Raw genomic sequence first — 25,880 nt, forward strand, 5'->3', positions numbered from 1 at the left:
TCAGAGGTAATCAGTGCCGTCGTCATTCCCAACTCCATAGCCTGTTTCTCCCGCGTAGGAAATTGCTCACCCCCAGCACGTCCCGCAGGCGGGAGGGGAGCAAGTATGAGCAAACCTCATCCCTCCCGCTTGCAGGAGGGGCAGTGAGACTTGCAAGCTTGCTTGCTAGTCGCAGCGGGGTGGGCCTACACGCCATCGCCAAAACAAAGCCCCGCCAAGATTGCTCTTAGCGGGGCCTTGTGTTTCGTAGTGAAAGGCGATTAGTCTTTCAGGAAGTCGGGCATTGATGCCGGGCCGTCATTGTTGCCGCCCTTATCACCCCCACGATCATTGGCACCATCACGACGACCACCACGGTCACCGCCACGGCTGCGATTGCCACGTGGACCGCGACGATCGCCGCCGCGACCACCGCCGCCTTCGCGCTTCTCACGGGGTGGGCGGGTGTCTTCCAGCTCTTCACCAGTTTCCTGATCAACAACACGCATCGACAGACGGACTTTGCCGCGCTGGTCGATTTCGAGAACCTTGACCTTCACCTCTTGGCCTTCGGAAACCACATCGGTGACTTTCTCAACACGCTCGTTCTTCATTTCGGAGACATGGACGAGACCGTCCTTGCCGCCCATAAAGTTCACGAATGCGCCAAAGTCGACGATGTTGACGACCTTACCGTTGTAGATCTTGCCGACTTCGGCTTCTTCAACGATGCCTTCGATCCACTTCTTCGCGGCTTCGATTTCATCAGCATTCGAGGAGCTGATTTTGATCGTGCCTTCGTCGTCGATGTCGACCTTAGCGCCGGTTTCAGCAACGATCTCACGGATCACCTTGCCGCCTGTACCGATGATGTCACGGATCTTCGATTTGTCGATCTGCATGGTCTCGATACGTGGTGCGTGCTTGCTAACTTCGGTGCGGGCACCGGTGAGAGCTTTCGCCATTTCACCAAGGATGTGCGCACGGCCGGCTTTTGCCTGCTCAAGCGCTTTTTCCATGATTTCCTGCGTAATGCCGGCAACCTTGATGTCCATCTGGAGGCTAGTGATGCCTTCTTCAGAACCAGCAACCTTGAAATCCATATCGCCAAGGTGATCTTCATCACCAAGGATGTCTGAGAGGACTGCAAAGTCTTCGCCTTCAAGGATGAGGCCCATAGCGATGCCCGATACCGGACGCGCCAGTGGAACACCTGCGTCCATCATCGACAATGCGCCGCCGCAAACGGTGGCCATCGAAGATGAACCGTTGGACTCGGTGATGTCAGAGAGAACACGGATCGTGTAAGGGAAGTCTTCAACCGTTGGCAGAACCGGGCGAAGCGCGCGGAAGGCGAGCTTGCCGTGTCCGGTTTCGCGACGGCTGGTGAAACCGAAACGACCCACTTCGCCGACCGAATAGGGCGGGAAGTTATAGTGCAGCATGAAGTTGCTGTAGCTAAGGCCTTCAAGACCATCGATCATTTGCTCAGCGTCTTTGGTGCCAAGCGTGGTGGTGCAGATTGCCTGCGTTTCACCGCGCGTGAACAAAGCCGAACCGTGGGTGCGTGGAAGCAGACCAACCATGGCTTCGATCGGGCGAACCTGATCCAGCTTACGGCCATCGATACGCGTGCCGTCCTTCAGGATGGACCCACGAACGATGTCGCTTTCGAGCTTCTTAACAAGCTTGAGCGTGCCAAGATATTCGGCTGGATCGCTTTCCGCGAGGTCAGCAAAGGCTTCGCGTGCTTTTTCGCGCGCTGCATTTACGGCATCCTGACGGGCAGACTTGTCGGTGATCTTGTATGCGGTTTCAAGATCCGCACCGATGGCACCGCGAAGGCGTTCCATCTTGGCAGTCTTGTCTTCCACCGGATCAAGCGCCCATGGCTCTTTTGCAGCTTTTTCAGCGAGTTCGATGATCGCGCCGATAACCTTGCGGCTTTCTTCGTGGGCGAACATCACAGCGCCGAGCATTTCTTCCTCGGTCAGCTCTTTGGCTTCGGATTCAACCATCATCACAGCGTCTTGTGTCGCCGCAACTACCAGGTCGAGGCGGCCATCTTCGCCAAGTGCATCTTCAACTTTCGGGTTGAGGATGTATTCGCCATCGTTGGAGAAACCAACGCGCGCCGCACCAATTGGGCCCATGAATGGAACGCCAGAGATGGTGAGAGCAGCCGATGAAGCGATCATCGCAAGGATATCTGGCTCAGTTTCGCCGTCGTAGGACAGAACCTGACAGATTACGTTGATTTCGTTGTAGAAACCTTCTGGAAAGAGCGGGCGGCAAGGACGGTCGATGAGACGCGATGTCAGCGTTTCTTTTTCCGTCGCGCGGCCTTCGCGCTTGAAGAAGCCACCCGGGATACGGCCGGCGGCTGAGAATTTTTCTTGATAGTGTACAGTCAGCGGGAAGAAGTCCTGGCCTTCTTTAACTGACTTGGCGGCGGTCACGGCGCAGAGCACCACGGTTTCGCCATAAGTGGCCAGAACAGCGCCGTCAGCTTGACGGGCAATACGGCCGGTTTCCAGAGTGAGGGTCTTTCCGCCCCACTCTACCGATACGGTTTTCGTGTCGAACATGGATTTTCCTTTTGAACCCGCATGCCACATTGCAATGCGGGGCCTCTAATTTCCGGGTATACCGTCCCGGTCCGGTCTGGGGCGTGGTTTGCAAAGCCCCAAGGCTGGACCACCGAATTGTGATCCGTGCCCCTTATTCTATTATCGTCATCCCAGCGAAAGCTGGGATCTAGAGCCACATAGCACGGCGCTTGAGGCCCTAGATCCCGGATCAAGCCCGGGACGACGGATACTAAACGGCCCGCCGAAGCGGGCCGAAGCATCTCGTCACTTACGCAGACCCAGCTTCTGGATCAGTGCGTTGTAGCGCTCCACATCTTTCTTCTTGAGGTAGGCAAGAAGATTACGGCGCTTGTTCACCATCATAAGGAGGCCACGACGTGAGTGGTTGTCCTTGTGGTTGGCTTTGAAGTGCTCTGTGAGGTTGCGAATACGCTCTGTCAGGATCGCGACTTGCACTTCTGGCGAACCGGTGTCGCCTTTGGCTTGCGCGTTGTCCTTGATGATTTCTGTTTTACGTTCAGGTGCTACTGACATTTTTGTTCTTTCTACTCAGCGACATCGGGTAGGTTGAAACCCCTGACCACTTTTGCGGTCCCCTCCTGAATTTCGACTAGCGCGATAGGACGTGCATCCAGCATCGCACAGTGAAGCCCGGAAGGTTGGGGCAATCCAGACACGACCCGCCCTTGTTGGAGCGCCTGCGCGTCTGTCTGGGTGAGGGTAAGGGCCGGGATGTCGTCCAGCCCTGCCTCCAACGGCAGGAGTAGGTCAGATAATTGCGCGCCATTAGCGATTTCGTTCAACTTGTCCAGTGAAATCGCGTCGCTATCGAGGAACGGACCCGCTTTTGTGCGCCTAAGGTAGGTGACGTGGCCGCAGGTTCCAAGAGCGCGGGCGATATCGCGGGCGAGGCTGCGGATATAGGTACCTTTGGAGACGTGGGCGGTGAGAGTGATTGCTTCCACCGCGTCACCCCGGCGAAGGCCGGGGTCCAGTATCACTTCACCCTCGCCTAGCCGCTCTGGATCCCGGCATTCGCCGGGATGACGAACTGTGAGGGAATGAATTGTAACTGCCCTTGTCTTAAGCTCCACCTGCTCGCCTGCCCGAGCGAGATCATAGGCCCGTTTTCCATCGACCTTTAGAGCCGAGTATGCAGGCGGAACCTGCTCAATCTGTCCAGTAAACTGCGGCACCACCGCCTCCACCTCAGTCAAGCTAGGCCGCACATCTGAGCGCTCAACCACCTCGCCTTCTGTATCAAGCGTTGCGGTCTCTTCCCCGAACTGCACCGTAAACTCATAAATCTTGCTCGCATCGAGCATTCGCCCGGCAAGCTTCGTTGCCTCGCCCAAGGCTATCGGCAACACGCCTTCCGCCAGCGGATCAAGCGTCCCCCCATGCCCCACCTTCGTCTTGGCATAGCCTGCTTGCCGCAGGTTCCGCTTCACCGCCGCAACCCCTTGCGTCGAGCCAAGCCCACGCGGTTTATCGAGGATCAGCCAGCCGTGAGGCGCAGGTTTCTTCACTTCGGTCACGCTTGCGCCCTTACGCCAGCGCAATCGCGTTTGCGATACCTTCGTAAAAGCTCATTACCTTGGCCAGGAGCGGAAGGACGGTTACCTCAAGCCAGCCGGTTCCGAAAATCCAACTGAACGCGATCACGCCGAGGATCAGCACCATTCCAAAGCGCTGTAGTTTCTCCCATTGGTTGCGCAGCGGCTTGGGCAGGAGCCCACCGACAATGTGGGAGCCATCAAAAGGCGGTATCGGCAGGAGGTTGAACAGCCCCAGAAACACATTGATGAGGATGAAGAGATAGAGCCCGGTTGCGACTGGCAGCGCCGTGCCGTCGGCTCCGACCAACATAGGAAAGCCCGCCTCGCTTTCGGCCCAGCCTGCGCCCAAAGTGCCGATCATGCCAAAGGCAACCGCGCCAACGAATGCCAGCACGAAATTGCTCGCTGGGCCTGCCGCTGCAACCGCCATCATACCGAAACGTGGGTTAGAAAGCCGCCATTTGTTGACCGGCACGGGTTTGGCCCAACCAAAGGCAGGCGCGCCAAGCAACAACAACCCACCGGGCACCAATAGAGTGCCAACCGGGTCCACATGGCGAATGGGGTTTAGCGTTAGCCGCCCGCGCTCGCTCGCGGTGGGATCGCCCAAGACCTTGGCCGCATAGCCATGCGCGACCTCGTGAAACACGATGGCAATAACAAGGCATGGGATGAAAACAAGCGCGAAGCTGAGTGTGTCGAACATTGGGTTCTATGTAGGGACGAAGGCCGCGGCCCGCTACCCAAGCGCCCCTGGCTCACCCCTGAGCGCTGCGCTGAAATGCCTGCGGCACAGCGCGACATAGCGATCATTGCCGCCAATTTCGGTCTGTTCCCCCTCGCTCACAGGGCGACCCGAACCATCGACCCGCAGGTTCATCGAGGCTTTGCGACCGCACCAGCAGACGGCTTTGAGTTCGACCAAGGCATCGGCGATCCCCAAAAGGGCACCAGATCCCGGAAAGAGCGCACCTTGGAAGTCAGTCCTTAGGCCATAGCAAAGCACTGGAATGCCGTGTTCGTCGGACAAATGAGCCAGCTCCCAAACCTGATGCGGGGTGAGGAATTGCGCCTCGTCCACCAGCACGCAGTCAAGGGCTCTATCGGAATGCGACTTCAGGATTTCGGCCTTCAAGTCTGTCTCGGGCGTGTAGAGATGCGCGTCAGCCTCAAGCCCGATGCGGCTTTTCACCAGCCCAGCGGAACGCGTGTCGAGTTCCGCGGTCCAGACCATCGTCGCCTGCCCGCGCTCGCGATAGTTGAAGTCGGCTTGAAGCAGCGTGGTCGATTTGCCCGCGTTCATGCTGGAATAGTAAAAGTAGAGCTTCGCCATGGCCCATCACTATCCTGCCCCCGCGCGAATTGTCGAAGGGCGAAAGGGCCTCGGCTGTGCAAAGCCCTGTTGATTAGTCGCCATTCATCGGTGTGACAGGCGCGATCCGCAATGCTAGCCCAACGCCAATCGAGATAAAACAACGGGGATCACTTATGGCATCGGCCGCAGACGCGACCAATACACATCCAGGCATGACCGGCTTTCTTGGCTGGGTTGAACGCAGCGGCAACAAATTGCCGGATCCTGTTTTCCTGTTTTTCTATCTGATCTTCGCACTTATCGCAGTGTCAGTCCTGCTGGCGGCGCTTGGTGTTTCGGCACTGCATCCCACGAGCGTGGATGAAGCGGGCAACCCGGAAGTTATTCAAGCGGTCAGCTTGTTGTCAGCAGACAACATCCAGAAACTCTGGGTCGAAATGCCCAAGACGTTCACCCACTTCCATCCTCTTGGCTATGTCCTTGTGGTGATGCTCGGCGCTGGCGTTGCAGAGCGTTCCGGTTTCTTCGCCGCCGGTATGTCAAGCGCGGTTCGCAGCGCTCCTACGGGCCTGCTCACTCCGGTGGTGGCCCTGGTCGCGATGATCGGCAACCACGCAGCGGACGCCGGTTACGTGGTGCTGATCCCACTGGCCGGCATTCTGTTTGCAGCCGCTGGCCGCCATCCCCTGGCTGGTATCGCAGCAGCATTTGCGGGTGTATCGGGCGGGTTCTCGGCCAATATTTCGCCGGGGCAGCTCGATGCGCTGCTCTTCGGCATCACCGAAGAAGCCGTGGGCGCGAGCGCGCTGGACCCGGCATGGGGCGCGAACCTTGCGGGCAATTGGTACTTCATCGCCGCAATGACCGCGCTTTATCTGCCGATCATCTGGTACGTGACCGACAAGGTGATCGAACCACGCCTTGGCCCATGGACCGGCGGCGCATCGGCAGGCGCGAGCGACACCGATAGAGCCATCGAAGAGGCATCTCCCGAAAACGCGGGCAAAGGTCTTCGCAATGCGGGTCTGGCGGCGCTTGGCGTTGTGGCGCTTTGGGCAGTCATGGTGTTTGCCCCCGGCACGCCGCTTATCAATGAAGCTGCGTGTCTCAACGAAGCAGGTCAGCGTATCCCCGATTGCTCGATCCACGGAGAGCTGCGCCCCTTCTACCAATCGCTGGTGGCAGGGTTCTTTATCCTCTTCCTCGCTTGCGGATGGGCCTATGGCAAAGCCGTGGGCACGATCAAGAACCACCGCGACCTCGTCAATATGATGGCTGAGGCGATGAAGGACATGGGCTATTACCTTGTCCTTGCTTTTGCGGCCGCACACTTCGTAGCGATGTTTGCATGGTCGAACCTCGGTCTGATTTCCGCAGTTCATGGGGCCGCAGCGATCCAATCGACCGGCCTGCCGCTCCCAATTGTGATCGGGCTGATGGTGATCTTCGCAGGGCTCTTGAACCTGTTTGTCGGTTCGGCCAGTGCCAAATGGGCATTGCTCGCTCCAATCCTTGTGCCCATGCTTATGCTTCTTGGCATTAGCCCAGAGGGGGCGACAGCCGCCTACCGTGTCGGTGACAGCGCCACCAACATCATCACCCCGCTGATGGTGTACTTCCCGCTGATCCTGATCTTCGCGCAGCGCTGGGTGCCGAGCTTCGGTCTTGGCAGCCTGACGGCGACCATGCTGCCCTATTCGATCTGGCTGCTGATCTCAGGCACGGTCCTCATTGTGATCTGGTTCTACCTAGGCATTCCACTCGGCCCAGATGCGCCCGTAGGCTATGTGTTGCCGGGCGGTGGCTGAATTGAAAAGTTCGGATAGAACCTAAATCGGGTCTCATGCGTATATGGGTATGATCGAAACTCTTGCTTCCTATCGTCACCGCTTGGGTTTGGCATTGCTCGCGCTTCTGTTGCCAACCTGCCTGACGGCCCAGAGCACAGCTGCGATTAGCTACACGCTGGATGCCAGCGCCAGTTCGGTATCGGCCCGCGTCCCGTTCTTCGGCCTGTCCAGTAAGACCGCGCGATTCCCCCGAATGGAAGGCACCGTGAGCGTGGTTCCCGGCGCACCGGAACGTGCGCTTGTCGATGTGACTTTCGATGCCGAAGCGATTGAAGCACCGGATGAAACCACATTGAGGCGGCTGAGGGGAGAACGCTTCTTCTGGGTCGAGCGCTATCCCACAATCCGTTTTGTCGGCCGCTCGCTCACCATGACCTCCGCCACCCAAGGCCGCGTCACCGGAGAGCTGACCGCTCGCGGAGTGACCCAGCCCGAAACGCTTGACGTGACTTTCACCGGCGATCCTACGGAAGCAGGCTCTGAAGCGGTCAGTTTTTCTGGCGAGATGGAAATTGATCGACGTCAATACGGGATGAAAAGCTATCAGTTGATCGTTGGCAATAAGGTCAAGATCAAGCTGAATGCGCGGATGGTTCCGAACTAGCCGTCTTCATCCAGATCGCGCGCCACCTTGGGGTCGCGCAACAGCGCCTCGATCCGGTCAGCTTCAGCAAAGCTTTCATCTTTGCGGAATTTAAGCTTGGGCGCGAATTTCAGGCCCAGCCGCTTGGCCACTTCACGCTGAAGAAAAGCGGTGTTCTGGCGTAGAGCCTTAACCACATCATCTTCGGCATTGCCAAGAAGAGGTTTCACATAGGCGGTCGCGTTGCGAAGGTCAGGTGTCATACGCACCTCGGTCACTGCGATATTGGACGCACTCACCACATCGTCGTGCACTTCCTGCCGGGCCAGGAGTTCGGACAGGATGTGGCGTACGCGCTCGCCCACTTTGAGCACGCGGACCGATTGCTGTTCAGCGGTGAAGTCTTGTCGTTTCGCCATGCGTTTCCTTTAGCCGGAAGCCACCCAGTCTGCGAGTAAATCTTCGGTGGTCGTAACCAAACGGGCAATCCCCCCGAAACTCTGCACATCGCAAGGTTGAATGAGAAGAGCTCAGATGAGTTTGGAATTCAGCCTCATGAACAGAAATTAGCTTTTGCAATATTATAGAAAGAAATCCCGATGAAAAAACTTGCTACAATTCTTGTCGCCGCCGCCCTGATCACGCCAGTTGCCGTTTCCGCTTCAGCTGCTCACAAGGTGAATACACCCGGCACCCAAGCTCGTCATGAAATGAACCTCGCAGCAAACAATGAGACAGTCGGCAATGCGATCATTGTTGAGCGTAGCAGAGAAGAAGCTCGGCAGGCCCGCACCAAACGTGCACGCTCCGCGCTTGCCGGCAAGGTCAATGTCGCTGCGCGCTCCAGAACCTAGACTGGTCCAGATGTAAACTGGCACGCAACTAAGAGCATCTCTCCCCTAATTGCTCTTGGGTGGGCGGGTGGCGATAGTCGTCATCCGCCCATTTTATTGAGAATGTTCTTGAGGCTGTTCATATTGCGCGCCGTGCCCTTTACGCCGAGACGGCGCTCCAAGAGCTTACCGGTGATGTCAGAGGCGCTCACCCCGTGGACATAATCGAGGAACAGCACCCGGTCACCCAAGGCAAGGCGTTCATCACCCTTTGCTTTGCGCTCTTCGAACAAATCCTCAAATCGTCCGGGTTGCGGTTGATCGCTCAGGAAGATCGAGTGCACCATCTTGTCCGATCCCACGCCGTAGAAAGGGTTGTCGTCCACCGCCTCGCGCACCTCGGCTTGGCTGCGCACCATGGCACAGCTTTTAAAGCCAAAGCGTTCGGCAAGGATCTGCTCAAGCTGCATTTCGATGAGAAAAGGCTCGCGCGGATCGGTGAGGATCACATTCCCGCTGGCCGCGACGGTTTCGAGTTCCTGGAGACCCTCTTGAGCAAGCGCAGCCTTGAGATCGACCATCTTCACCCGGTTGCCGCCGATGTTGATGCTCCCCAGCAAGGCCAGATAACGCGTGCTCAAGCGTCGAGCCCGGTGTTGGTGGAGCTTGGTCGGGATGTCGGGAGCGCGGTTGAGGTTGCCCGCGCCATCAACTTGCCATCTTCGGAGAAAAGCTCACCTTCAAGAATGATAACCTTGCGGCCACCTTTCACCACCCGGCCCTTGCCGATCAGCGGGCCTTCGGGGATCAAGCGGATAAGGCTCATCGAAATCTCAAGGTTGAGCGGCGCCATCTCGCCATTGGTGGAGGCAACATAGGCATAGCCCATCACATCATCGAGATAGCCTGCGACAAGCCCGCCTTGGACCCCGCCGCGATGGGTGATCATCTCACGGCGCACTGTGAAATGCATGGTCGCGGTTTGGGTCGCCTCGTCGTAGGAGACGAACTGCGAGCCCAAAAGAGCGGTGTGCGGGGATGAGTCCGCGTCCTTGGGGTGGATGTATTTTTGCGTCATTCGTTGGGCCCTACAAAAGCCACCAAGTCGGCACGCCGATCAGCAAGATAATTGCGAAGAGATCAATCGAGCAACCTGAAAGGCATCCGTCACGAGCGCGCTTATACCAAGGCTTGTTAGCTTCCTCGCGAGCCCTGATTTGCTCGTCACTCATGTAACGGCTGTCGTCGTCAGTCATTTCGCTCCCCTCATCCCCTCCCGCTCGCGGGAGGGGCAGTGAGACTTGCGAGCTTGCTCGCTAGTCGCAGCGGGGTGGGCCTTCTCAGGCCCATGCCCACCCCCAACCCCTCCCGCAGGCGGGAGGGGAGTTTAGTTACCCAACCTCCAGCGTCCGCTCGCGAAGCTCAACCTCGAAGACTTCAAGCTGGTCGCCCGGCTGGATGTCGTTCGTGTCTTCCAGAACCACGCCGCATTCAAGACCTGAGCGCACTTCGTCCACGTCGTCCTTAAACCGCCGCAGCGATGCGATTGTGGTCGCCGAAACGATAACATCGTCACGAGTGAGACGCGCGAACAGACCTTTGCGGATGACGCCTTCCTCGACGAGGAGACCAGCCGCTTTGTCGCGCTTGCCTGAACGGAACACTTCTTTGACGTGGGCACGGCCAACAACGGTCTCGATCCGCTCTGGACCAAGCTCGCCGGCCATCTCTTTCGCAACGTCTGCTGTGAGGTGATAGATCACATCGTAATACATCATCCGCACGCCGTCGCGTTTCACAAGCTCACGCGCTTTTGCATTGGGACGAACGCCAAAGCCGATAATCGGCGCGTTGGACGCCGCCGCCAAAGTCACATCGCTTTCCGTGATCGCGCCAACGCCTGCATGCAGGACGCGGGCCTTAATATCATCGGTTGAGATGTTGTGGAGCGCATTGACGATCGCCTCAACGCTGCCTTGCACGTCGGCTTTGACCAGAACCGGCCATTCGATGACGTTGCTCGCCAGATTGTTGAACATCGTATCGAAGGACGTAGGCGCAAGCGCGGTACGCTTCTCGGTTGCCTTTTCCTTACGATAGGCTGCCACTTCACGCGCGCGCTGCTCGTTCTCAACGACGGTCAGTCGGTCACCAGCCGATGGCACACCGCCAAGGCCAAGAACCTCAACCGGCATCGATGGACCAGCTTCTTTGATCTGCTTGCCTTGGTCATTGACCACAGCACGCACACGGCCGCTTTGCGTGCCCACCACGAAGGTGTCGCCACGTTTAAGAGTACCGCGCGTCACAAGAACAGTCGCGACAGGACCACGGCCCTTATCAAGCTGCGCTTCGATCACTGTCGCATCGGCATCACGGTCAGGACGTGCTTTGAGCTCAAGCAGTTCGGCCTGAACATTGATCGCTTCAAGCAGGTCATCGAGACCGGTTTTCTTGATCGCAGAGATTTCAACATCCTGCACATCACCCGAAAGCTTCTCAACGATGACTTCGTGTTCGAGCAGGCGGTTGCGGACATTGTCCGGGTTCGCCTCAGGCTTATCCATTTTGTTGATCGCAACGACCATTGGAACGCCAGCCGCTTTAGTGTGCTTAATCGCCTCAATCGTTTGCGGCATGATGCCATCATCGGCAGCCACCACCAGAACAACGATATCTGTCACATTCGCACCGCGCTGACGCATCTCGGTAAAGGCTGCGTGGCCCGGCGTATCAAGGAATGTGATCTTTTGCTTATCCTTGGTCGTGATCTGATATGAACCGATATGCTGCGTAATGCCGCCGGCTTCGCCTTTGGTCACATTGGCACCGCGAAGGGCGTCGAGCAGCGAGGTTTTGCCGTGATCGACGTGGCCCATGATGGTCACAACCGGAGGACGCGGTTTTTGCGTCTCTTCTGGATCAACGTCCTCTTCAACCTGAATATCGACATCGGCCTCTGAGACTTTCTCGATATTGTGGCCGAATTGTTCGACGAGCAGTTCTGCTGTGTCCTGATCGATGGTCTGGTTGACCGTGACCATCATATCGAGATTGAACAGCTCTTTGACGAGGTCCGCGCCTTTTTCACCCATGCGTTTTGCGAGTTCACCAACCGTGATGGCCTCTGGCACGATGACGTCGCGCACTTGCTTCTCACGCGGCTTCGATGAGCCACCGCCGCCTTGCATACGGCGTTCTTTTTCGCGCGCACGTTTAAGAGCGGCGAGTGAGCGCGCACGGCGACCTTCGTCCTCATTAAGCGCTTTCGTAACGGTCAGCTTGCCAGAGCGACGCTTGTCTTTGCCGCCGCCTGCGTTGGCAGCAGCGCCCTTGTCGTCTTTCTTCTTAGGTGCCTTTTTCTCGGGCTTCTTGGGCTCAGGTCGTGCGATTGGCGTAAACTTGCGAGCTGCCGGTGTCGGCGTACTCCTCTTAGCCTCGGCTGGCGCAGCTTCAGTAGCCTCTTGCGCAGCGGCAGCCTCTGCCTCCACTTGGACGGCAGCCTCTGCTTCTTGTTTGGCGCGCTCTTCTGCTTCGACCTTGGCCTTTCGATTATCTTCTTCGCGCTTTTTCTTGTCTTCGGCGTCCTGCTTGGCACGCTGATCATCGCGCTTGCGATTTTCTTCCGCCATGCGCAGGCGCTCTTCCTCTGCCTCACGCTGCATCCGAGCAACGCGCTCTTGCGGGGTTTCGGCCGCGGCCGCTGGCTTCTTGGGCGCAGGCGCTTTGGCCACCGGAGCCGGTGTGGGCTCAGGCGCTGGTGCAGGCGTTGGCTCTGGCGCAGGAGCAGGTGTCTCGCCGGGCTTCAAGAGCTTACGGCGGCGCTTAACCTCGACCGCCACCTTATTGGTGCGGCCGTGGCTAAAGGTCTGCTTGACCTCGCCAGCTTCCACCGCCTTTTTGAGGCCAAGTGGTTTTCGTGCTGGTTTTTTCTCTTCGTCGCTCATGCTTGCTTCATTAGTCCTTCAAAAATCTCATTCTTGGCGCAGCAGTATCGCGCCGTAGCCGTGTCAGCGTTCGTTCAGCGTCAGGTGGGAGGGTCATTCCCCAAAAACCGCGAGAGGCGTGTCACTGCTTGGCCCACACGGCCAGAGGCAGACTTGCTCGTTTGAGAGCCGCCGGCCCGCGCCGAAACTCCCAAATGCACGACATTTTCGCGGCCCAATGCCACAGACAGAGCCTCTCGGTCCAGTGGCAAGACAGTTCCACGCACACCTGAACCTTCTTGGTCAGTGCCCACACGCCATGCTTGGTCCAACTTCTTGCGTCCATCCTCGCTGCTGTCGCTGGCGTGCAAGAGCAGCGCAATGCGCCCTGAACGGGCGTGTTCGGCAAGCTTGGCAGAGCCCATCACGATATTGCCACCGCGACGTTCGAGGCCAAGCCTGTCCAATAAGGTGCGAGTAAGCGCATCCTCGATCTGTTGCGCAAGTTGGTCGCTGTAGGAAAGTCTAGCGCGCTCACCATTTTCTTTGGCAGGACCACCTTTGAAAGCGCGCAGCAGCGCCTTCTTGAGATGGCCATCCGCCATCGCAGTTTCAAGCGCCGCACGGTCTGGCGCAATCCACGCGCCGCGACCTGGGGCCTTGCCCTGCGGGTCAGGCAGCACTTCACCGTCGGGTGAAATGGCAAGCCGGATAAGTTCTTCGCGCGGAAAACTCTCCCCGCAAAGGACACATTTACGTGTGGCACAGGGCCGCTCACTCCCGGAATCGCTTCCGGGAGGGCTTTTTTCAGTGATGTCGGAGCTTACGCACTCATTGTGGGGAGTCCGCATCGGCGGCCTCCTGAGTTGAGGCGTCTGCTGCTGGTTCCCCGTCTGCGGAGGCAGACAGATCATCTTCGTCTTCGAACCAGTGCGCACGCGCAGCCATGATAATTTCGTTGCCCTGCTCTTCGGTGAGGCCATACTCACCCAGAACACCGCCTTTGTCCTGCTCGCGTTGTGGCGGACGCCGCATTGGGGGTCCGTCAGGGTTATTGCGGCGACGCGGTGCTTCGCGTTTCTTGGCGATCAATTCATCGGTCGCAAGGTCTGCCACATCGTCGAGTGTCTTAAGACCGGCCTTACCCAACGTGACCAGCATCGCTTCAGAAAGGTGCGGCAGTTCAGCAATCGCGTCTTCGACGCCCAGTTCACGGCGCTGCGTACGGAAAGCTTCCTCCGCACGCTGGATCGCTTCAAGAGCACGGCTTTGGAGTTCCTCAGCGAGTTCTTCGTCAAAGCCTTCGATGGAAGCCAGTTCAGCGAGTTCGACGTAAGCAACTTCCTCAAGCTCAGCGAAGCCTTCCGCCACGAGAAGCTGCGAGAGGGTTTCATCAACGTCGAGCTCTTCTTCGAACATCTTGGAGCGCTCAGCGAACTCTTTCGAGCGTTTTTCGCTGGCCTCTTCCTCGGTCATGATGTCGATTTGCTGCGCGGTCAGCTGGCTTGCGAGACGCACGTTTTGACCACGGCGACCAATCGCAAGCGAAAGCTGATCGTCAGGGACAACCACTTCGATGCGGCCATCGTCTTCGTCAAGAACCACGCGGGCAACCGTTGCAGGCTGAAGCGCGTTCACGATGAAGGTCGCAGCATCGTCAGACCATGGGATGATATCGATCTTCTCGCCCTGGAGCTCTTGCACCACGGCCTGAACGCGCGAACCTTTCATACCCACACAGGCACCAACCGGATCGATTGAACTGTCGTGAGAGATCACGCCGATCTTAGCGCGCGAACCCGGATCGCGGGCGGCGGCTTTGATCTCGATAATGCCGTCGTAAATCTCGGGCACTTCCTGAGCGAACAATTTGCGCATGAAATCAGGCGCTGCACGGCTGAGGAAAATCTGAGGCCCACGATTGTTGCGCTCAACCTTAGTGATGAGAGCGCGAACACGCTCACCCACACGGGCGGCTTCACGCGGGATTTGTTGGTCGCGGCGGATAACGCCTTCTGCGCGGCCAAGGTTGACGATCACATGGCCGAACTCGACCGATTTGATAACGCCAGTGATAACTTCACCAGCGCGGTCCTTGAACTCTTCGAACTGGCGCTCACGCTCTGCATCGCGGACCTTTTGGAAGATCACCTGCTTTGCGGACTGCGCATCGATACGACCAAGATCCACCGGAGGCAGCGGGTCAACGATAAAGTCGCCAAGCGCTGCGCCTTCTTGCAGTTTTTGACCCTGCTTCAGGTCCACCTGTTTAAAGTAGTCTTCGACCTCTTCAACCACCTCAACCACGCGCCACAGCGTCAGATCGCCAGTGACCGGGTCAAGCTTTGCGCGGATGTCATTTTCCGCACCATAGCGATTGCGCGCAGATTTCTGGATCGCTTCTTCCATCGCTTCGATCACGATAGATTTGTCGATCATCTTTTCCGACGCAACGGAGTTCGCGATTGCGAGCAATTCTGCCTTATTGGCGGAAATAGCACTCATCAGTCGTCTGCCTTCTCTTTGGTTTCTTCTTCAATTTCGTCAGCGCCGCTTGCATCAAGCGGCTGGGTCGCAGCGATAAGCGCGTCTGTGAGGACAAGCTTTGCACTGTGAATTTGGCCCTGCGGGAGAGAAACCTCGCCCGTCTTGGAATCAGTGAGCGTCACTATACCACCATCAATGCCGGTAAGCTCGCCTTTAAACACACGTTTGCCGGTATCTTCACCTGACCAGCCTTTGGTCATAACAATGCGCGCCTCGTGCCCTGCCCATTTGGCAAAGTCTTTGTCACGAGTCAGCGGGCGATCGATCCCGGGTGAGGAGACCTCAAGGTGATACGCGCCTTCTATCAGAACTTCGCCCACTTCTTCGCGCGCATCCATCATTTCGGACACACGGCGCGAAAGCGCAGCGCATTGCTCAATGATCAACTGACCTGTCGCGGGATCTTCGGCCATAATCTGCAAAGCCTCACCGCCCTCGCCAGCTTCGGAGGGCATCATCGCCACGCGCACCAACTCAAACCCAAGCGCTTTCGCTTCGGGTTCAATCAGGGTGGTAAGGCGGGCAAGATCAGTCATGCAGTTCGGCAAATACTCAATATGTGTGTGACAAAGCCGTTTCGTGCCGGCCCCTGTTTGGCGCCAGCCCCTTCAGTGTTCGACCATGTCTGGATGAGGGGCAAATAGGCGCAATAAAACGCTTTGACAAGGCCCGTTTGAAAAAGCGCACCAGGCCTTAGCGTGAGCCTGTGACCCATTGCTTTGCTTGCGACCGAAGCCAGGAAAACTCTTCGGCCTGATAGGTTTCCGCAAAGTGGCGTATGGTCAAAACGTCCTGGTGTGCGACTGGTGGATCGAAAAGCAGTCCGTTGACCCCGCCTTTCGGAACCTGAGCCCTACGCACCACTTCGCAAAAGAGCTCTTCCCCGGCGATTTGCAGGAAGCCAGTTTCACTCACATCCAGGGGCTCCTCGAGGCCGACCTGTGCTCCAGTACACGATAGGTCAACAAGAATGCAGGTGTGCGTGCCATAGAGCGATACGAACTTGGCGGGCACGGACAAGCGTAGGCGAGGCGCCCCTCTTCTCCCGATCGGGATGCCGCATTCGGTGGTGTGCAGCAAAGGTGTGCGCACCGTCTTCGCATGATCTGATGAGGCAATGCCCGCAGCCGCAAGACCTTCTGGATCGGAAAATTGACGTCGAAGAGGGGATACCGCGCTCATAGCGCTTGAGCACTAAAACAAAGTGGTCAAGCCTGAGCCAATCAGAGGCTAAGTGGGATCACCTATGTGGAACGCCAGAAAGGCAAAAAAGGCCGAACTGCCTTACCCCTCCCATAGACGCTAATCAGCGTTGTCACCCCAGCCGCCGCCGCTCCGTCGGTCGTTCGACGATCGAGAGCGAGAAGAGTCATTGCCGCCAGAACCGTATCCCCAACCATCTTGAGCTAGCTCGTGGTCACGCTGAGCGGCACGCGCTTCTTCGATGGCTCTTTCACCCAGTTGAGCAGCACGTTCGGTTGCCCCTTCGGCAACTTTGGGTGCGACATAGGAAGCGCCTGCGGTCAGAATGAATACCAGACCAAACCCGACAAGCAGGACGGCACCGATAATGAAGCGAACCATTCCTGTAAAACTATCGACCAGATCAACAAGAACCCGCATTTCGTTTTCCTCAAATTTGCCTGAGCCGCACACCCGGAGCATGCGAAAGAAGAACATTTAGCGGAAACGGGTAAAAGAGCTGTAAAAGTGAGGACTCACGGTGAAGGCCAGCGAATTCAGCAAACCCAAAGTGCCTTGTTCTACCGGCCGGAATATCTGTGTTAAGTCAGATCAGGGCCATGAGGTGGGAACATCAATAAAAAATCCAGGTAGCTGCCTGCGCCGTGCGCGGACAACTGCCTTAGGATGAATGGTTCCCAGCCTGACTTATGCTAAGATGTAGGGGCAAATGTGGAGACGCATCGGGGCCTAGACTGTCGCAGCGCGACGAATGCGCGCCTCCTTGAGACTAGAAAGTTGGTCAATCTCAACCTGAGATGCTTTGCCTCGCGCACGATCGCGCGCAACTTTTCGAGACAAAAAGGACAGCAGACGGTCGTTTTCCCAACTGGAAACAATCTCGTCGTCCGCCTCATCACGCGGCTCTCCTGAAATGTTGGCAGGTTTCGTCATAAGTGCCCCATATCAGTAATACACTTAAGGAGAATTGAACACAATGATAATGATTGTCAACAAGCGGCGGTGCTTCAATCAGGGGGCTGGCCGCAAAGTACGATCAACCGAGCGCTCGATGCGATGCTTTCAAGAGCCTCCACATTGCGCCTCCTAAGGTCGTAAGCCCGTCGGTCTGACTTTGTCATGCGTTGGAGTTCCTCTTCACTTTTCACTTCGGCAAACGTGTTTCTTTGGCTTGATGTAGCAGTTAAGATACCCCAAACTTCTTGTCCGTTTTGCATTTCGCTTTCTTGCAGAATACCAACCGACATGACAGAGCCGAAGCTATCGGGTTCAAGTGTTTTGGCGCCTTGCGGTGGAGTATATTTGGTCCGGTTTGCAACGGTGGTCGCGTCGCTAACAACCACCACGTTCGTGTCCGGGATTTCCCCGGCGTTTTTGATGTAAGCCTCTACCTCGGCCCAAGCGTAGCCTGAAAAACTCTCGTTGCGTCCGATTGGTTGATGCGTTTTCAGTGGTCGATTCTCATCCGTGGTGCACTGTGCCACCCGGATCATCTGATTTTTGTTGGGCATCACTTTCCAAATAGAGAAGGTCAGAAAATCATCTTGCACTTTCCAGTTCAAGGCACTCTTTATTTCACGGTACACAGCGCCAAGGTAGCTTTTGGCGGCGGTTTCTTGATCCGCGCCAAAGGCAAGTGCCTCAATCATAGTGTTGATTCCTTCTTGCTGTGCAACGGCAAGAGCCTCGCGGCGACTGGATGAATCCTTGAAAGTGTCACGCAGCTCAGAGAGCCGGCCATCCGATTTTGCCCAACCATCCAAAAGTTTATTGTTTAGTGAAACCGCACTATGCGCGGCAGCAGCCATTGGAGCCGCGTCAACTTCCGAAAGAACGCCTGCTATTCCAGCGACAGACAAGGCACCAAGAACCAAGAAGATCACCCAATCTGGAATTCCCCCTTGCTGGGTATGGGAAAAAGCGATCGTTACCGCCGCTGCGACCGGAACTAGACTTATAAACCTGCGGACCCATGAATTCCGCCGCAGGAAATCGCCAACCTTGGTTGAGGTCCCCAAACTCTCGGTTCGCACCTCTCTCCGTATGTCGCTCAGCTCACTCTGAAGCTCTTTTTCCGCATCCTCTCTGACACGACGCTTGTTCGCAATCACAAGCTGATCATACACCCAAAGCCAAAATTTATTGGTTATCCGCCCCATGCAGCATGTAAAAGCTCTACTAAAACTAAAGTCAAGATCCGGTTTATGTTGAGTAAATGTTAGCCCTCATCCATCAGACTGTGCTTCTTGATCGCATGACGCAATTGATCATAGCTTAGCCCCAAAGCCTTGGCCGTCTGCCGTTGGTTCCAGCGATGCTTGCCTAAGGCGTGCTCAACAATGGCACGTTCATGGGCATCGACCGCAACCCGTAGATCGTCAACCGTTTCGAACTGGACACTTGGGGGAGGCAACGCTGCTGTTGGCGGTGCAGCTTCGCTTGGTACAGGCCCGCCCGTACCTTCTGAGCGGCGATGCGGAGGCGCCGCGGGTTTCCACGGGCTTTCAAACGGATCAAACTGCACATGAGCGATGGGAGTTGCTGGATCATCCCAGCGATAGACCGCGCGTTCGACCACATTTCTTAGCTCACGCACATTGCCAGGCCACTGATAGTTCTCAAGGTTCTCCATGACATGCGGCGCAAAGCCGGGCCACCCAAACCATTCGAGTTCGGTTGCCATCCGGCGGGCAAAGTACTCTGCCAAAACCGCAATATCACCATCACGCACCCGCAAGGGCGGCAAGGTGATCACTTCGAAGCTCAAACGATCAAGAAGATCAGCGCGAAACTCTCCGCTGTCGGCAAGCGCCGGGAGGTCATCATTGGTCGCCGCGACAATGCGCACATCAACGCGGATCGGGCGCGAGGAACCAATGCGCGTGACCTCGCCATATTCGACCGCCCTCAGCAGCCTTTCTTGTGCGCCCATCGACAGCGTGCCCAATTCGTCGAGGAACAGCGTGCCCTTGTCGGCTTCTTCAAACCGACCGGCGCGCGCTTTGGTAGCCCCGGTGAAGGCCCCCGCTTCGTGGCCAAAGAGTTCGGCCTCGATCAGCGTCTCAGGAAGCGCTGCGCAATTCATGGTGACGAGCGGCTCGTCCCAGCGATTGGAAAGGCGATGAAGGCGTTCGGCGATCAATTCCTTGCCGGTTCCGCGCTCCCCAATGACGAGCACCGGGCGCTGCATTGGAGCGGCTCTTGAGGCGCGCTCGACCGCATCCAGAAAGGCCCCGGACTGGCCGATAAACTGGTTCTCGCGCTCCATTCCGCTTACCTGATGCCTCCCTTACAAACCGCCATACGGCCCCTACGCCCAAGATATAGGAATTTTTCCCAATGCTTGGCAATAGGTACCATATGCGATATTCTCACTTTCGCATAAATCTTTTATTTTTCATTCGCTTACAAATTTTGGCACGCGGCCTGCAGTGTTAGGGGCAACACCGAAACACACCCAGAGGGGACCGATTATGTACAGCAAAGCCTTCTTCCGCACCAAACTCGGCCAAGCTTCCCTGGCCAGCATTGTTGCCACCACCGCCATGATCGCTCTCACCACTCAGATGAACGCTGGTCTGCAAGAAACACACTTCGCTCAGCCAACCGCTGCTTCGCCCATTCTGGTCGAGATGGCTTAAGGCAAGTTTGTGACCAAACGAGACGATCTTCCCCTAGGACCGGAGCGCGCAGTCCCCAACGCAGGCGATACCCCAGCGCCTAGCAAGAGCAAGAACGACGCATTGTCCCCTGAAAGCGTCAGCTCTTTCACAAGCGCTCCGGTCCAATCGGACGATGAAGAAGAGATCATCCCCGTGCTAGGCAAGAAGCTCTCACGCCTCGATGCAGAAATCGAGGCCTTGCGTCAAAGCCCCACCCCGACGCAAAGTCACAACAAAACGCATGACGAGACCGACTCGGAAGCGCAAAACAGAACAAACCCGTTTCTTGATGGAGTAGCCTTTATGGGCATTTTCAGCCGCACCCGCGATATCATCGCCGCGAACTTCACCGATATGCTCGATAAAGCGGATGACCCGCAAAAGATGATCCGCATGATCATCCTCGAGATGGAGGAGACGCTGGTCGAAGTCCGCGCGAGCGCTGCACGCACAATTGCCGATCAAAAAGAGATGCACCGCCATGTGGTGAAGCTCGACCGGCTTCAAACTGATTGGTCAGACAAGGCGCAGTTGGCCTTGTCGAAGGATCGTGAGGACCTGGCGCGTGCGGCTCTGGTCGAGAAGAAAAAGGCGGTCGGCATGGCCGGTCAGCTCAAAGAAGAGATCGCGGTACTGGACGATGCGCTGCGCGCCTATGAAGAGGATATTCAGAAGCTACAGCATCGCCTTCGCGAAGCGCGCAGCCGTCAGACGCAAATCGCAGCGCGCCTCGAAAGCGCAGAGAACCGCGTCAAGCTGCGCACGCTGATGAGCACTGAGCGCACTGACGAAGCCTTGAGCAAATTCGACCAGCTCGAACGCCGGGTCGACTACGCCGAAGGCCGCGCTGATGCGATTGCGATTGGCAATGAAGGTCCGCCTTCACTGTCAGATGAGATTGCCGCTCTCGAGGGCCAGGATGCCATCGACGACGAGCTTGCAGAAATGAAGAAACTTCTCGGCAAACCCGAGAAAGACGACTGAAAACATCGCCGATTGGTTGGACCAATCTTGGCTAAATGGACGAACAGGGAATTTGAGAAATGCCAGAGGAAATCATGGCCTTGATGATCGTAGGTATGCTGTTCATCGGCCTGCCTTGGGTGATCCTCCACTATGTGACCAAGTGGAAGACCGCCGCCACCATCACTTCGGATGACGAGGTGCTTTTGGAAGAGCTCTACAACCTTGCCAAGCGCCTTGATGAGCGCATGGACACGGTCGAGCGCCTCGTTGCAACCGACGACCCATCCTTCACCCCGGTCAAGCGCCTTCAGGCCGACCAAGAAACTGACAATCAACAGCTGCGCGAGCTTGAACAGCTTGTCGCAGAGAGAAAAGGAGCCCAATCATGAACAGCCGCACTTCGCTTTATCGCGATAAGCACAACGCCAAATTGATGGGCGTTTGCGCTGGGATTGCTGACTACACCGGTATCGATGCCTTTTGGGTGCGTCTGGGTGTGGTGGCGCTGACCATTTTCGCGCTCGGCCCGATTGGTTTTCTCGCCTATTTCGTAATGGGCTTTCTGCTCCAGAAGAAGCCGCCGCATCTCTACCGCGACAATCAGGAAGAGCAATATTGGCAGCGTGTTCGTCAGAGCCCGCAGCGCACCGCTCGCGAAATCCGCGCACGTTTCCGGGATATCGACCGTCGCTTGGCCGATGTGGAAACCTATTACGTCAGCAACAATCCGCGCCTGACCGCCGAGATTGAGCAACTGCGCTGATCAACTGATCACAACCTTACACGGGGGACGATTTAGTCATGCCTCTCGAGGAAATGTTCCTGAATATGCTGCTGGTCGTACTGGTCTTTGCCGGTGTCATGGGACTGACAAGCATGTTCCTGTCCCATCGCCGCAGCATGGCCGAAATCAAGTACGGTAAGTCCGACCGAGAGGCAGATCTGACCGAAGAGAACGGCCAGCTGCGCGAGACGGTGAGCCTTATGCAGGATCGCCTGGCTGTGCTCGAACAGATCGCAACCGACCCCGCCCGTCGCACGGCGGACGAAATCGAAAAACTACGCTGAGTTAGAAGGAGAGGGCGACACATGGACCCGATTATGATCCCGATACTGGGCATTGTCTTTGGCTGCACCATTCCGGTGGTCGCCATCTGGGCAAAGCACCAGCAAAAACTGGCGAAGATTCATGGCGAGACCACCGCCCACGCAACGGCTGAAAAAGCGGCGCAGTATGCCTCGCAGGTACAAAGGCTCGAGGATCGTGTGCAGGTGCTCGAACGCATCGTGACCGACCGCGGCTATGATGTTGCCACTCAGATCGAAGCCCTGCGTGACACCCGTGAAGTGGAGAGCGATGGAGCGGGCGTGCCTCTCAATATTGGAAACAAGGAAACCGCATAAATGGATTGGGGCAGTCCAGAATTCGTAGTCGCCATTGTAGCTATCAGTACGTTTGGTTGGATCATAAATAACTGGATCCGCGCCAAGCATGGCTATTCCTTAGAAGACGAATGGGGCGGCAAGACTGAGCGCGCCGATACCTCAGAAACCAACCGGTTGAAGGCCGAAAACGCTGATCTCAACGACAAACTCGATACAATGCAAGACCGCATGATCGTGCTTGAGAAAATCGTGACTGACCGGGGTTATTCACTCTCCGAAGAGATCGAAGCTTTGCGCGATGCCCCTTCTAAAGGAGATGCTGGCGTACCGCTCAACCTTAGCCAGAAGGAAAAAAGCTAATGAATGGCGATTTGATGGTGATGATCATGATCATCTCGATCATTGGCATCTCGATTGGTAGCGTGCTGATCCACACTTGGATCCAGGCAAAGCACGGCCACCCTCTCGAAGACAGTTCTGACGCGAAGGTCGATGTCGAAACATCCAAGACAATTGAGCGGATCGAGACTGAAAATCGGAAGCTGAACGACAAGCTCGATCATATGCAGGACCGGATGGTGGTGCTCGAAAAGATCGTGACAGAGCGAGGGTACTCCCTTTCGGACGAGATCGAAGCGCTCCGCAGCCTCCCAACCCCCGATGCCGACACAGGCAGAGCCCTCAACATTCCAATCAAGGAACCCCAATCATGAGTGTCGATGCAGCCGCTGTAATTGTACCCAACTTGCCCTGGATCATAGGTGGAGGATTGGCGCTAGGCGCAGCTGGGATAGCTGGCTGGATCCACACCACCCGCCTGCGCATCAAGCATGGCTACCCACTTGAGGGGGCCTGGGGTCAGTCTTTGAAGCCCGCGACCGATCATGAAGCCAAACAGCGCGTCACCTTGCTTACGCAAGAGAATGCAGAGCTTCGCGCTGAGCTTGGGTCCGTCAAAGACCGGCTCGCAAATGTGGAGCGGATTGTGACCGACGGCAGCTATCAGCTTTCCAGCGAAATCGACAATCTGCGCGCGCTTGAAAACCAAAAAGATGCGGGGAACGCCTGATGGATAGCGATCTGCTCATAATCTTCTCCGGTATCGTTCTGGCTCTGATTGTGATCGGAATGTCGATCAACGGGATCGTCAGCAAAGTGCTTGCCCATGAGCGCAAGATGCAAGAACTCAAACACTCGCCACAATCTCACACCGATGCCGTCCTGGGAGACAGAACCGATCTGATCGAAGATCGCCTGCGCGTCCTGGAGCGGCTTGCGACCGACCGTGGGGCTCTCCTCTCCGATGAAATCGAAGCGCTGCGCCTTGATGTGGCGGAGCGCCGCGAGAAGGAAGAAGGCTGATGTTCGGAGCCGACACCGCTCTTGTTTTTGAGGCATTGCAGATGTCTGCGGTGATCGGCGTGGTCACCGGCGGCATTGTCTATGTCGCTATGCGTTTTCGCCGCAAGTCGAAGAACTGTCGTGCAGTGGATCAAGTGGCGGGATCAAACCTTGAACAACGCGTGCGTGTGCTGGAACGGATTGCGACCGATCGCTCGATCGATCTGGCCAAAGAAATCGAGGCCCTGCGTGGGGCCCAGTCAAGTGTTGAACACAAGCTCAAGGAGTCTTCGCAATGAGCGGTTGGGCCGTTGTTGCCATTGTAGCTATCGTGGTCTGGGGCGTTGTCCAGATGGCCAAGGCTAAAGCCGGGATCATCTCGGACGAAGACGGCAATGAGACATTTGTTGGCAAGCCCGAGGATGCCAATGCACGCATTGAAAGCGAAGAGATGCGCCGCGAATTGAAGCAACTGCGCGACCGGCTGCATGTGCTCGAACGCATCGCCACGGACAACAACACGATGGACGCACGCGAACGGGCCCGCATCTCGGCTGAGATTGAGGCACTTCGCGGGACAGATGAAACCACTCTGACAGATGCGTCAGACAACGGGACCCCCCTCCCCACCTCCGAGAGCAATAAGGAGCAGAGTCAATGATTATGGACCCCACTCTGGTTATCACCGCTGCTTGTCTTGTCGGGATTTGCGTGGTCGCCTTTGCACTGCTTCGCGGCTGGCAGGGTTGGCTTGATCTCAAGCGTCAGGAGCTTGAGCGCCACAAGCGAAAGGCGAAGGAAGCGCCTGAGATCGAAGGCGGCGCATCGGCAGGTGCTGCACGCATCGAACTTGCCGACATGAAAGAGCGGATCAAGAAGCTCGAAGCGATTGCGAGCGGGGTTGAGCTTTAAGGCCCTTCCCCTTCACAAGATCGTTCCCTAAATGCGCCTCCATGCGATCACTTGATGACATTTTAGAAGAATACGAATTTCTCGAAGGCGATGAGCGATATACGCTGCTGATCGAGCTGGGGCGTGAGCTTGAAGCTATGCCCGATGCGCTCAAGACCGATGCGACCCTTGTACGCGGGTGTTCGGCAGCGGTCTGGGTCTATCCCACCGACACCGCAGGTCAGGGCGCACTGCACTTCCTTGCCGATAGCAACGCCGCCATTACCAAAGGCATCGTCGCGCTGGTTATTGCTGCAGTGCAGGACAGGCCCTCGAGCGAAGTGGCAAGCATGGACGTGGCAGAGGCGCTGGCTCCCTTCGATCTAAAGAACCAGCTTTCGAGCAACCGCACACAAGGCGTACCGAATATGATTGCACTGGTGCAAGAACACGCCGCACGGCTGGCCAAAGCAGGATAGTCGAGGTGCGGCGGCTCTATCTTGCCGCAGGGGTCCTCAGCGTCACTTTGGGCGCAATCGGCGCAATCTTACCGATAGTGCCGACGGTTCCGTTTCTCCTACTCGCCGCATTCTGTTTCGCGCGCAGCAATGAGGAATGGGAGCGCAAGATTATCGAGCATCCCCGCTGGGGCCCACAAATCATGGCATGGCGCGAGCGGAGGGCGATTGCGCGAAATGCGAAGATTAGCGCGATTGCTGCTCTCGCCGCTGGGGTCGCCTTCACCTACTTTACCCTTGGCCTACCGTGGGTTTGGATTTCCATCGGAGCTCTGGTCATCATCGGCACATGGATCGCCATGCGGGCTGAGTAGGCGCGTCTAGAGCTTCACTTCGGCGCTTAGCTTGTCTCCCACTGACTCTTCCGCACTGGGAGCGCGGTTCATCTCAAATCTTCCCTTCCAGTGCTCGATTGCCCACTCGCCGACTATCGCCTCACCGTCTTCGCTCAATGTGCCGCGATATTGGACCGTTTCCTGATAAATCTCGTCGACCGTCTCATAGTCTTTAGAGAAAGTGACAATGCAGGACTGCCTATGCCCATGAATCGTGGCGTGGACTGTCCTTTCGATAAGCTCATGCGGTTCGATCACGGTCCCGGTGAAGGCGCCGTTCGTCTCGTTGATAGTTGCCAAGAACGGTGTCGCTGGTCCGGCATCCGGCACATCTTTGTAGAAATATATCCCATCCCACGATCCCGTAATATCCAATGATCTATCGGTCATTACAA

The 25,880-nt window shown here is 56.8% G+C and carries 37 protein-coding genes; 18 read left to right on the top strand and 19 right to left on the bottom strand.

Going from position 1 to position 25,880, the window contains the following annotated elements; all coding sequences use genetic code 11:
* Positions 1-260: 260 nt before the first annotated feature.
* From pnp to Q0778_RS06690, 5 genes are all read right to left on the bottom strand, one after another.
* Positions 261-2,567 carry a polyribonucleotide nucleotidyltransferase gene (gene pnp, locus Q0778_RS06670; RefSeq protein ID WP_298308535.1) on the bottom strand — a complete coding sequence of 769 codons (2,307 nt, stop codon included), beginning with the start codon at positions 2,565-2,567 and terminating at the stop codon, positions 261-263.
* 267 nt (positions 2,568-2,834) lie between these two features.
* Positions 2,835-3,104 (bottom strand): 30S ribosomal protein S15, encoded by a 270-nt coding sequence (gene rpsO, locus Q0778_RS06675; protein ID WP_298308532.1) that lies wholly within the window; start codon positions 3,102-3,104, stop codon positions 2,835-2,837.
* A gap of 11 nt (positions 3,105-3,115) precedes the next feature.
* The gene (truB, locus tag Q0778_RS06680) at positions 3,116-4,108 is read right to left on the bottom strand and encodes a tRNA pseudouridine(55) synthase TruB (protein WP_298335004.1); all 993 of its coding nucleotides are present in this window, start codon (positions 4,106-4,108) and stop codon (positions 3,116-3,118) included.
* A gap of 10 nt (positions 4,109-4,118) precedes the next feature.
* Entirely contained in the window at positions 4,119-4,835 is a 717-nt protein-coding gene (locus Q0778_RS06685) for a site-2 protease family protein (RefSeq protein ID WP_298335006.1), read from the bottom strand.
* A 33-nt stretch (positions 4,836-4,868) separates the two neighbouring features.
* Positions 4,869-5,462 carry a thymidine kinase gene (locus Q0778_RS06690; RefSeq protein WP_298308522.1) on the bottom strand — a complete coding sequence of 198 codons (594 nt, stop codon included), beginning with the start codon at positions 5,460-5,462 and terminating at the stop codon, positions 4,869-4,871.
* Between the two features lie 155 nt (positions 5,463-5,617).
* On the opposite strand from Q0778_RS06690, the gene Q0778_RS06695 reads away from it, so the two are divergent.
* Positions 5,618-7,252 (top strand): AbgT family transporter, encoded by a 1,635-nt coding sequence (locus Q0778_RS06695; protein WP_298335008.1) that lies wholly within the window; start codon positions 5,618-5,620, stop codon positions 7,250-7,252.
* Between the two features lie 49 nt (positions 7,253-7,301).
* Entirely contained in the window at positions 7,302-7,898 is a 597-nt protein-coding gene (locus tag Q0778_RS06700) for a YceI family protein (protein ID WP_298335010.1), read from the top strand.
* Here Q0778_RS06700 and rbfA read toward each other — a convergent pair.
* Positions 7,895-8,296 (bottom strand): 30S ribosome-binding factor RbfA, encoded by a 402-nt coding sequence (rbfA, locus tag Q0778_RS06705; RefSeq protein ID WP_298308514.1) that lies wholly within the window; start codon positions 8,294-8,296, stop codon positions 7,895-7,897. The two genes, Q0778_RS06700 and rbfA, sit on opposite strands and share 4 nt — an antisense overlap.
* Positions 8,297-8,476: 180 nt before the next feature.
* Between rbfA and Q0778_RS06710 the strand changes: the two genes are divergently transcribed.
* Complete coding sequence (locus Q0778_RS06710) at positions 8,477-8,731, top strand: hypothetical protein (protein WP_298335012.1); 255 nt, start codon at positions 8,477-8,479, stop codon at positions 8,729-8,731.
* Between the two features lie 80 nt (positions 8,732-8,811).
* Here Q0778_RS06710 and Q0778_RS06715 read toward each other — a convergent pair whose 3' ends face one another.
* The 12 genes from Q0778_RS06715 to pspF form a co-directional block, all read right to left on the bottom strand.
* Positions 8,812-9,351, bottom strand: a complete 540-nt coding sequence (locus tag Q0778_RS06715; RefSeq protein ID WP_298335014.1) for a DUF1697 domain-containing protein — start codon at positions 9,349-9,351, stop codon at positions 8,812-8,814.
* Positions 9,348-9,788 (bottom strand): PaaI family thioesterase, encoded by a 441-nt coding sequence (locus tag Q0778_RS06720; protein ID WP_298335016.1) that lies wholly within the window; start codon positions 9,786-9,788, stop codon positions 9,348-9,350. The genes Q0778_RS06715 and Q0778_RS06720 overlap by 4 nt, the downstream gene beginning before the upstream one ends.
* 10 nt (positions 9,789-9,798) lie before the next feature.
* On the bottom strand, positions 9,799-9,966 hold the full coding sequence (locus Q0778_RS06725; RefSeq protein ID WP_298335018.1) for a hypothetical protein: 168 nt from the start codon (positions 9,964-9,966) through the stop codon (positions 9,799-9,801).
* A gap of 135 nt (positions 9,967-10,101) precedes the next feature.
* On the bottom strand, positions 10,102-12,657 hold the full coding sequence (infB, locus tag Q0778_RS06730; protein WP_298335020.1) for a translation initiation factor IF-2: 2,556 nt from the start codon (positions 12,655-12,657) through the stop codon (positions 10,102-10,104).
* 80 nt (positions 12,658-12,737) lie between these two features.
* Positions 12,738-13,487 (bottom strand): DUF448 domain-containing protein, encoded by a 750-nt coding sequence (locus tag Q0778_RS06735; protein ID WP_298308498.1) that lies wholly within the window; start codon positions 13,485-13,487, stop codon positions 12,738-12,740.
* Positions 13,468-15,144 carry a transcription termination factor NusA gene (nusA, locus tag Q0778_RS06740; protein ID WP_298309278.1) on the bottom strand — a complete coding sequence of 559 codons (1,677 nt, stop codon included), beginning with the start codon at positions 15,142-15,144 and terminating at the stop codon, positions 13,468-13,470. Before nusA ends, Q0778_RS06735 begins: the two co-directional genes overlap by 20 nt.
* Positions 15,141-15,719 (bottom strand): ribosome maturation protein RimP, encoded by a 579-nt coding sequence (gene rimP / locus Q0778_RS06745; RefSeq protein WP_298335022.1) that lies wholly within the window; start codon positions 15,717-15,719, stop codon positions 15,141-15,143. Before rimP ends, nusA begins: the two co-directional genes overlap by 4 nt.
* A gap of 157 nt (positions 15,720-15,876) precedes the next feature.
* On the bottom strand, positions 15,877-16,365 hold the full coding sequence (locus tag Q0778_RS06750) for a PilZ domain-containing protein (RefSeq protein WP_298335023.1): 489 nt from the start codon (positions 16,363-16,365) through the stop codon (positions 15,877-15,879).
* 120 nt (positions 16,366-16,485) lie between these two features.
* The gene (locus Q0778_RS06755) at positions 16,486-16,806 is read right to left on the bottom strand and encodes a hypothetical protein (protein WP_298308488.1); all 321 of its coding nucleotides are present in this window, start codon (positions 16,804-16,806) and stop codon (positions 16,486-16,488) included.
* Positions 16,807-17,115: 309 nt separating this feature from the next.
* Positions 17,116-17,319: a hypothetical protein gene (locus tag Q0778_RS06760; RefSeq protein WP_298308482.1), complete on the bottom strand. Its 204-nt coding sequence runs from the start codon at positions 17,317-17,319 to the stop codon at positions 17,116-17,118.
* A 74-nt stretch (positions 17,320-17,393) separates the two neighbouring features.
* Complete coding sequence (locus Q0778_RS06765; RefSeq protein WP_298335025.1) at positions 17,394-18,545, bottom strand: hypothetical protein; 1,152 nt, start codon at positions 18,543-18,545, stop codon at positions 17,394-17,396.
* 59 nt (positions 18,546-18,604) lie between these two features.
* Positions 18,605-19,654 carry a phage shock protein operon transcriptional activator gene (pspF, locus tag Q0778_RS06770; RefSeq protein WP_298308475.1) on the bottom strand — a complete coding sequence of 350 codons (1,050 nt, stop codon included), beginning with the start codon at positions 19,652-19,654 and terminating at the stop codon, positions 18,605-18,607.
* A 205-nt stretch (positions 19,655-19,859) separates the two neighbouring features.
* On the opposite strand from pspF, the gene Q0778_RS06775 reads away from it, so the two are divergent.
* The 15 genes from Q0778_RS06775 to Q0778_RS06845 all read left to right on the top strand — a co-directional run bounded on the left by Q0778_RS06775 (position 19,860) and on the right by Q0778_RS06845 (position 25,464).
* Entirely contained in the window at positions 19,860-20,027 is a 168-nt protein-coding gene (locus Q0778_RS06775) for a hypothetical protein (protein ID WP_298308471.1), read from the top strand.
* A 174-nt stretch (positions 20,028-20,201) separates the two neighbouring features.
* Positions 20,202-21,032: a phage shock protein PspA gene (gene pspA, locus Q0778_RS06780; protein ID WP_298309276.1), complete on the top strand. Its 831-nt coding sequence runs from the start codon at positions 20,202-20,204 to the stop codon at positions 21,030-21,032.
* Between the two features lie 59 nt (positions 21,033-21,091).
* On the top strand, positions 21,092-21,403 hold the full coding sequence (gene pspB / locus Q0778_RS06785) for an envelope stress response membrane protein PspB (RefSeq protein ID WP_298308467.1): 312 nt from the start codon (positions 21,092-21,094) through the stop codon (positions 21,401-21,403).
* Complete coding sequence (gene pspC / locus Q0778_RS06790; RefSeq protein WP_298308463.1) at positions 21,400-21,777, top strand: envelope stress response membrane protein PspC; 378 nt, start codon at positions 21,400-21,402, stop codon at positions 21,775-21,777. The genes pspB and pspC overlap by 4 nt, the downstream gene beginning before the upstream one ends.
* A 38-nt stretch (positions 21,778-21,815) precedes the next feature.
* Positions 21,816-22,082 (top strand): hypothetical protein, encoded by a 267-nt coding sequence (locus tag Q0778_RS06795; protein WP_298308457.1) that lies wholly within the window; start codon positions 21,816-21,818, stop codon positions 22,080-22,082.
* A 21-nt stretch (positions 22,083-22,103) separates the two neighbouring features.
* Positions 22,104-22,418: a hypothetical protein gene (locus Q0778_RS06800; protein WP_298308454.1), complete on the top strand. Its 315-nt coding sequence runs from the start codon at positions 22,104-22,106 to the stop codon at positions 22,416-22,418.
* Positions 22,419-22,760 carry a hypothetical protein gene (locus Q0778_RS06805; RefSeq protein ID WP_298308452.1) on the top strand — a complete coding sequence of 114 codons (342 nt, stop codon included), beginning with the start codon at positions 22,419-22,421 and terminating at the stop codon, positions 22,758-22,760. It abuts the gene before it with no gap.
* Positions 22,760-23,113 carry a hypothetical protein gene (locus Q0778_RS06810; protein ID WP_298335027.1) on the top strand — a complete coding sequence of 118 codons (354 nt, stop codon included), beginning with the start codon at positions 22,760-22,762 and terminating at the stop codon, positions 23,111-23,113. The genes Q0778_RS06805 and Q0778_RS06810 overlap by 1 nt, the downstream gene beginning before the upstream one ends.
* Positions 23,110-23,469, top strand: coding sequence for a hypothetical protein (locus Q0778_RS06815; RefSeq protein WP_298308444.1), 360 nt, complete (start codon positions 23,110-23,112; stop codon positions 23,467-23,469). Before Q0778_RS06810 ends, Q0778_RS06815 begins: the two co-directional genes overlap by 4 nt.
* Complete coding sequence (locus tag Q0778_RS06820) at positions 23,469-23,762, top strand: hypothetical protein (protein ID WP_298335029.1); 294 nt, start codon at positions 23,469-23,471, stop codon at positions 23,760-23,762. Before Q0778_RS06815 ends, Q0778_RS06820 begins: the two co-directional genes overlap by 1 nt.
* The gene (locus tag Q0778_RS06825; protein ID WP_298335031.1) at positions 23,762-24,040 is read left to right on the top strand and encodes a hypothetical protein; all 279 of its coding nucleotides are present in this window, start codon (positions 23,762-23,764) and stop codon (positions 24,038-24,040) included. The genes Q0778_RS06820 and Q0778_RS06825 overlap by 1 nt, the downstream gene beginning before the upstream one ends.
* Positions 24,037-24,402 (top strand): hypothetical protein, encoded by a 366-nt coding sequence (locus Q0778_RS06830; protein WP_298308434.1) that lies wholly within the window; start codon positions 24,037-24,039, stop codon positions 24,400-24,402. Before Q0778_RS06825 ends, Q0778_RS06830 begins: the two co-directional genes overlap by 4 nt.
* Positions 24,399-24,653 (top strand): hypothetical protein, encoded by a 255-nt coding sequence (locus Q0778_RS06835; RefSeq protein ID WP_298308431.1) that lies wholly within the window; start codon positions 24,399-24,401, stop codon positions 24,651-24,653. Before Q0778_RS06830 ends, Q0778_RS06835 begins: the two co-directional genes overlap by 4 nt.
* Positions 24,654-24,694: 41 nt before the next feature.
* Positions 24,695-25,111: a SufE family protein gene (locus Q0778_RS06840; protein WP_298308428.1), complete on the top strand. Its 417-nt coding sequence runs from the start codon at positions 24,695-24,697 to the stop codon at positions 25,109-25,111.
* A 5-nt stretch (positions 25,112-25,116) separates the two neighbouring features.
* Complete coding sequence (locus Q0778_RS06845) at positions 25,117-25,464, top strand: YbaN family protein (RefSeq protein ID WP_298308425.1); 348 nt, start codon at positions 25,117-25,119, stop codon at positions 25,462-25,464.
* A 6-nt stretch (positions 25,465-25,470) separates the two neighbouring features.
* On the opposite strand, the gene Q0778_RS06850 is transcribed toward Q0778_RS06845, so the two are convergent.
* Entirely contained in the window at positions 25,471-25,875 is a 405-nt protein-coding gene (locus tag Q0778_RS06850) for a hypothetical protein (RefSeq protein ID WP_298335033.1), read from the bottom strand.
* Positions 25,876-25,880 lie beyond the last annotated feature (5 nt).

It is taken from the genome of uncultured Erythrobacter sp. (assembly GCF_947502395.1).
Taxonomy (GTDB): domain Bacteria; phylum Pseudomonadota; class Alphaproteobacteria; order Sphingomonadales; family Sphingomonadaceae; genus Erythrobacter.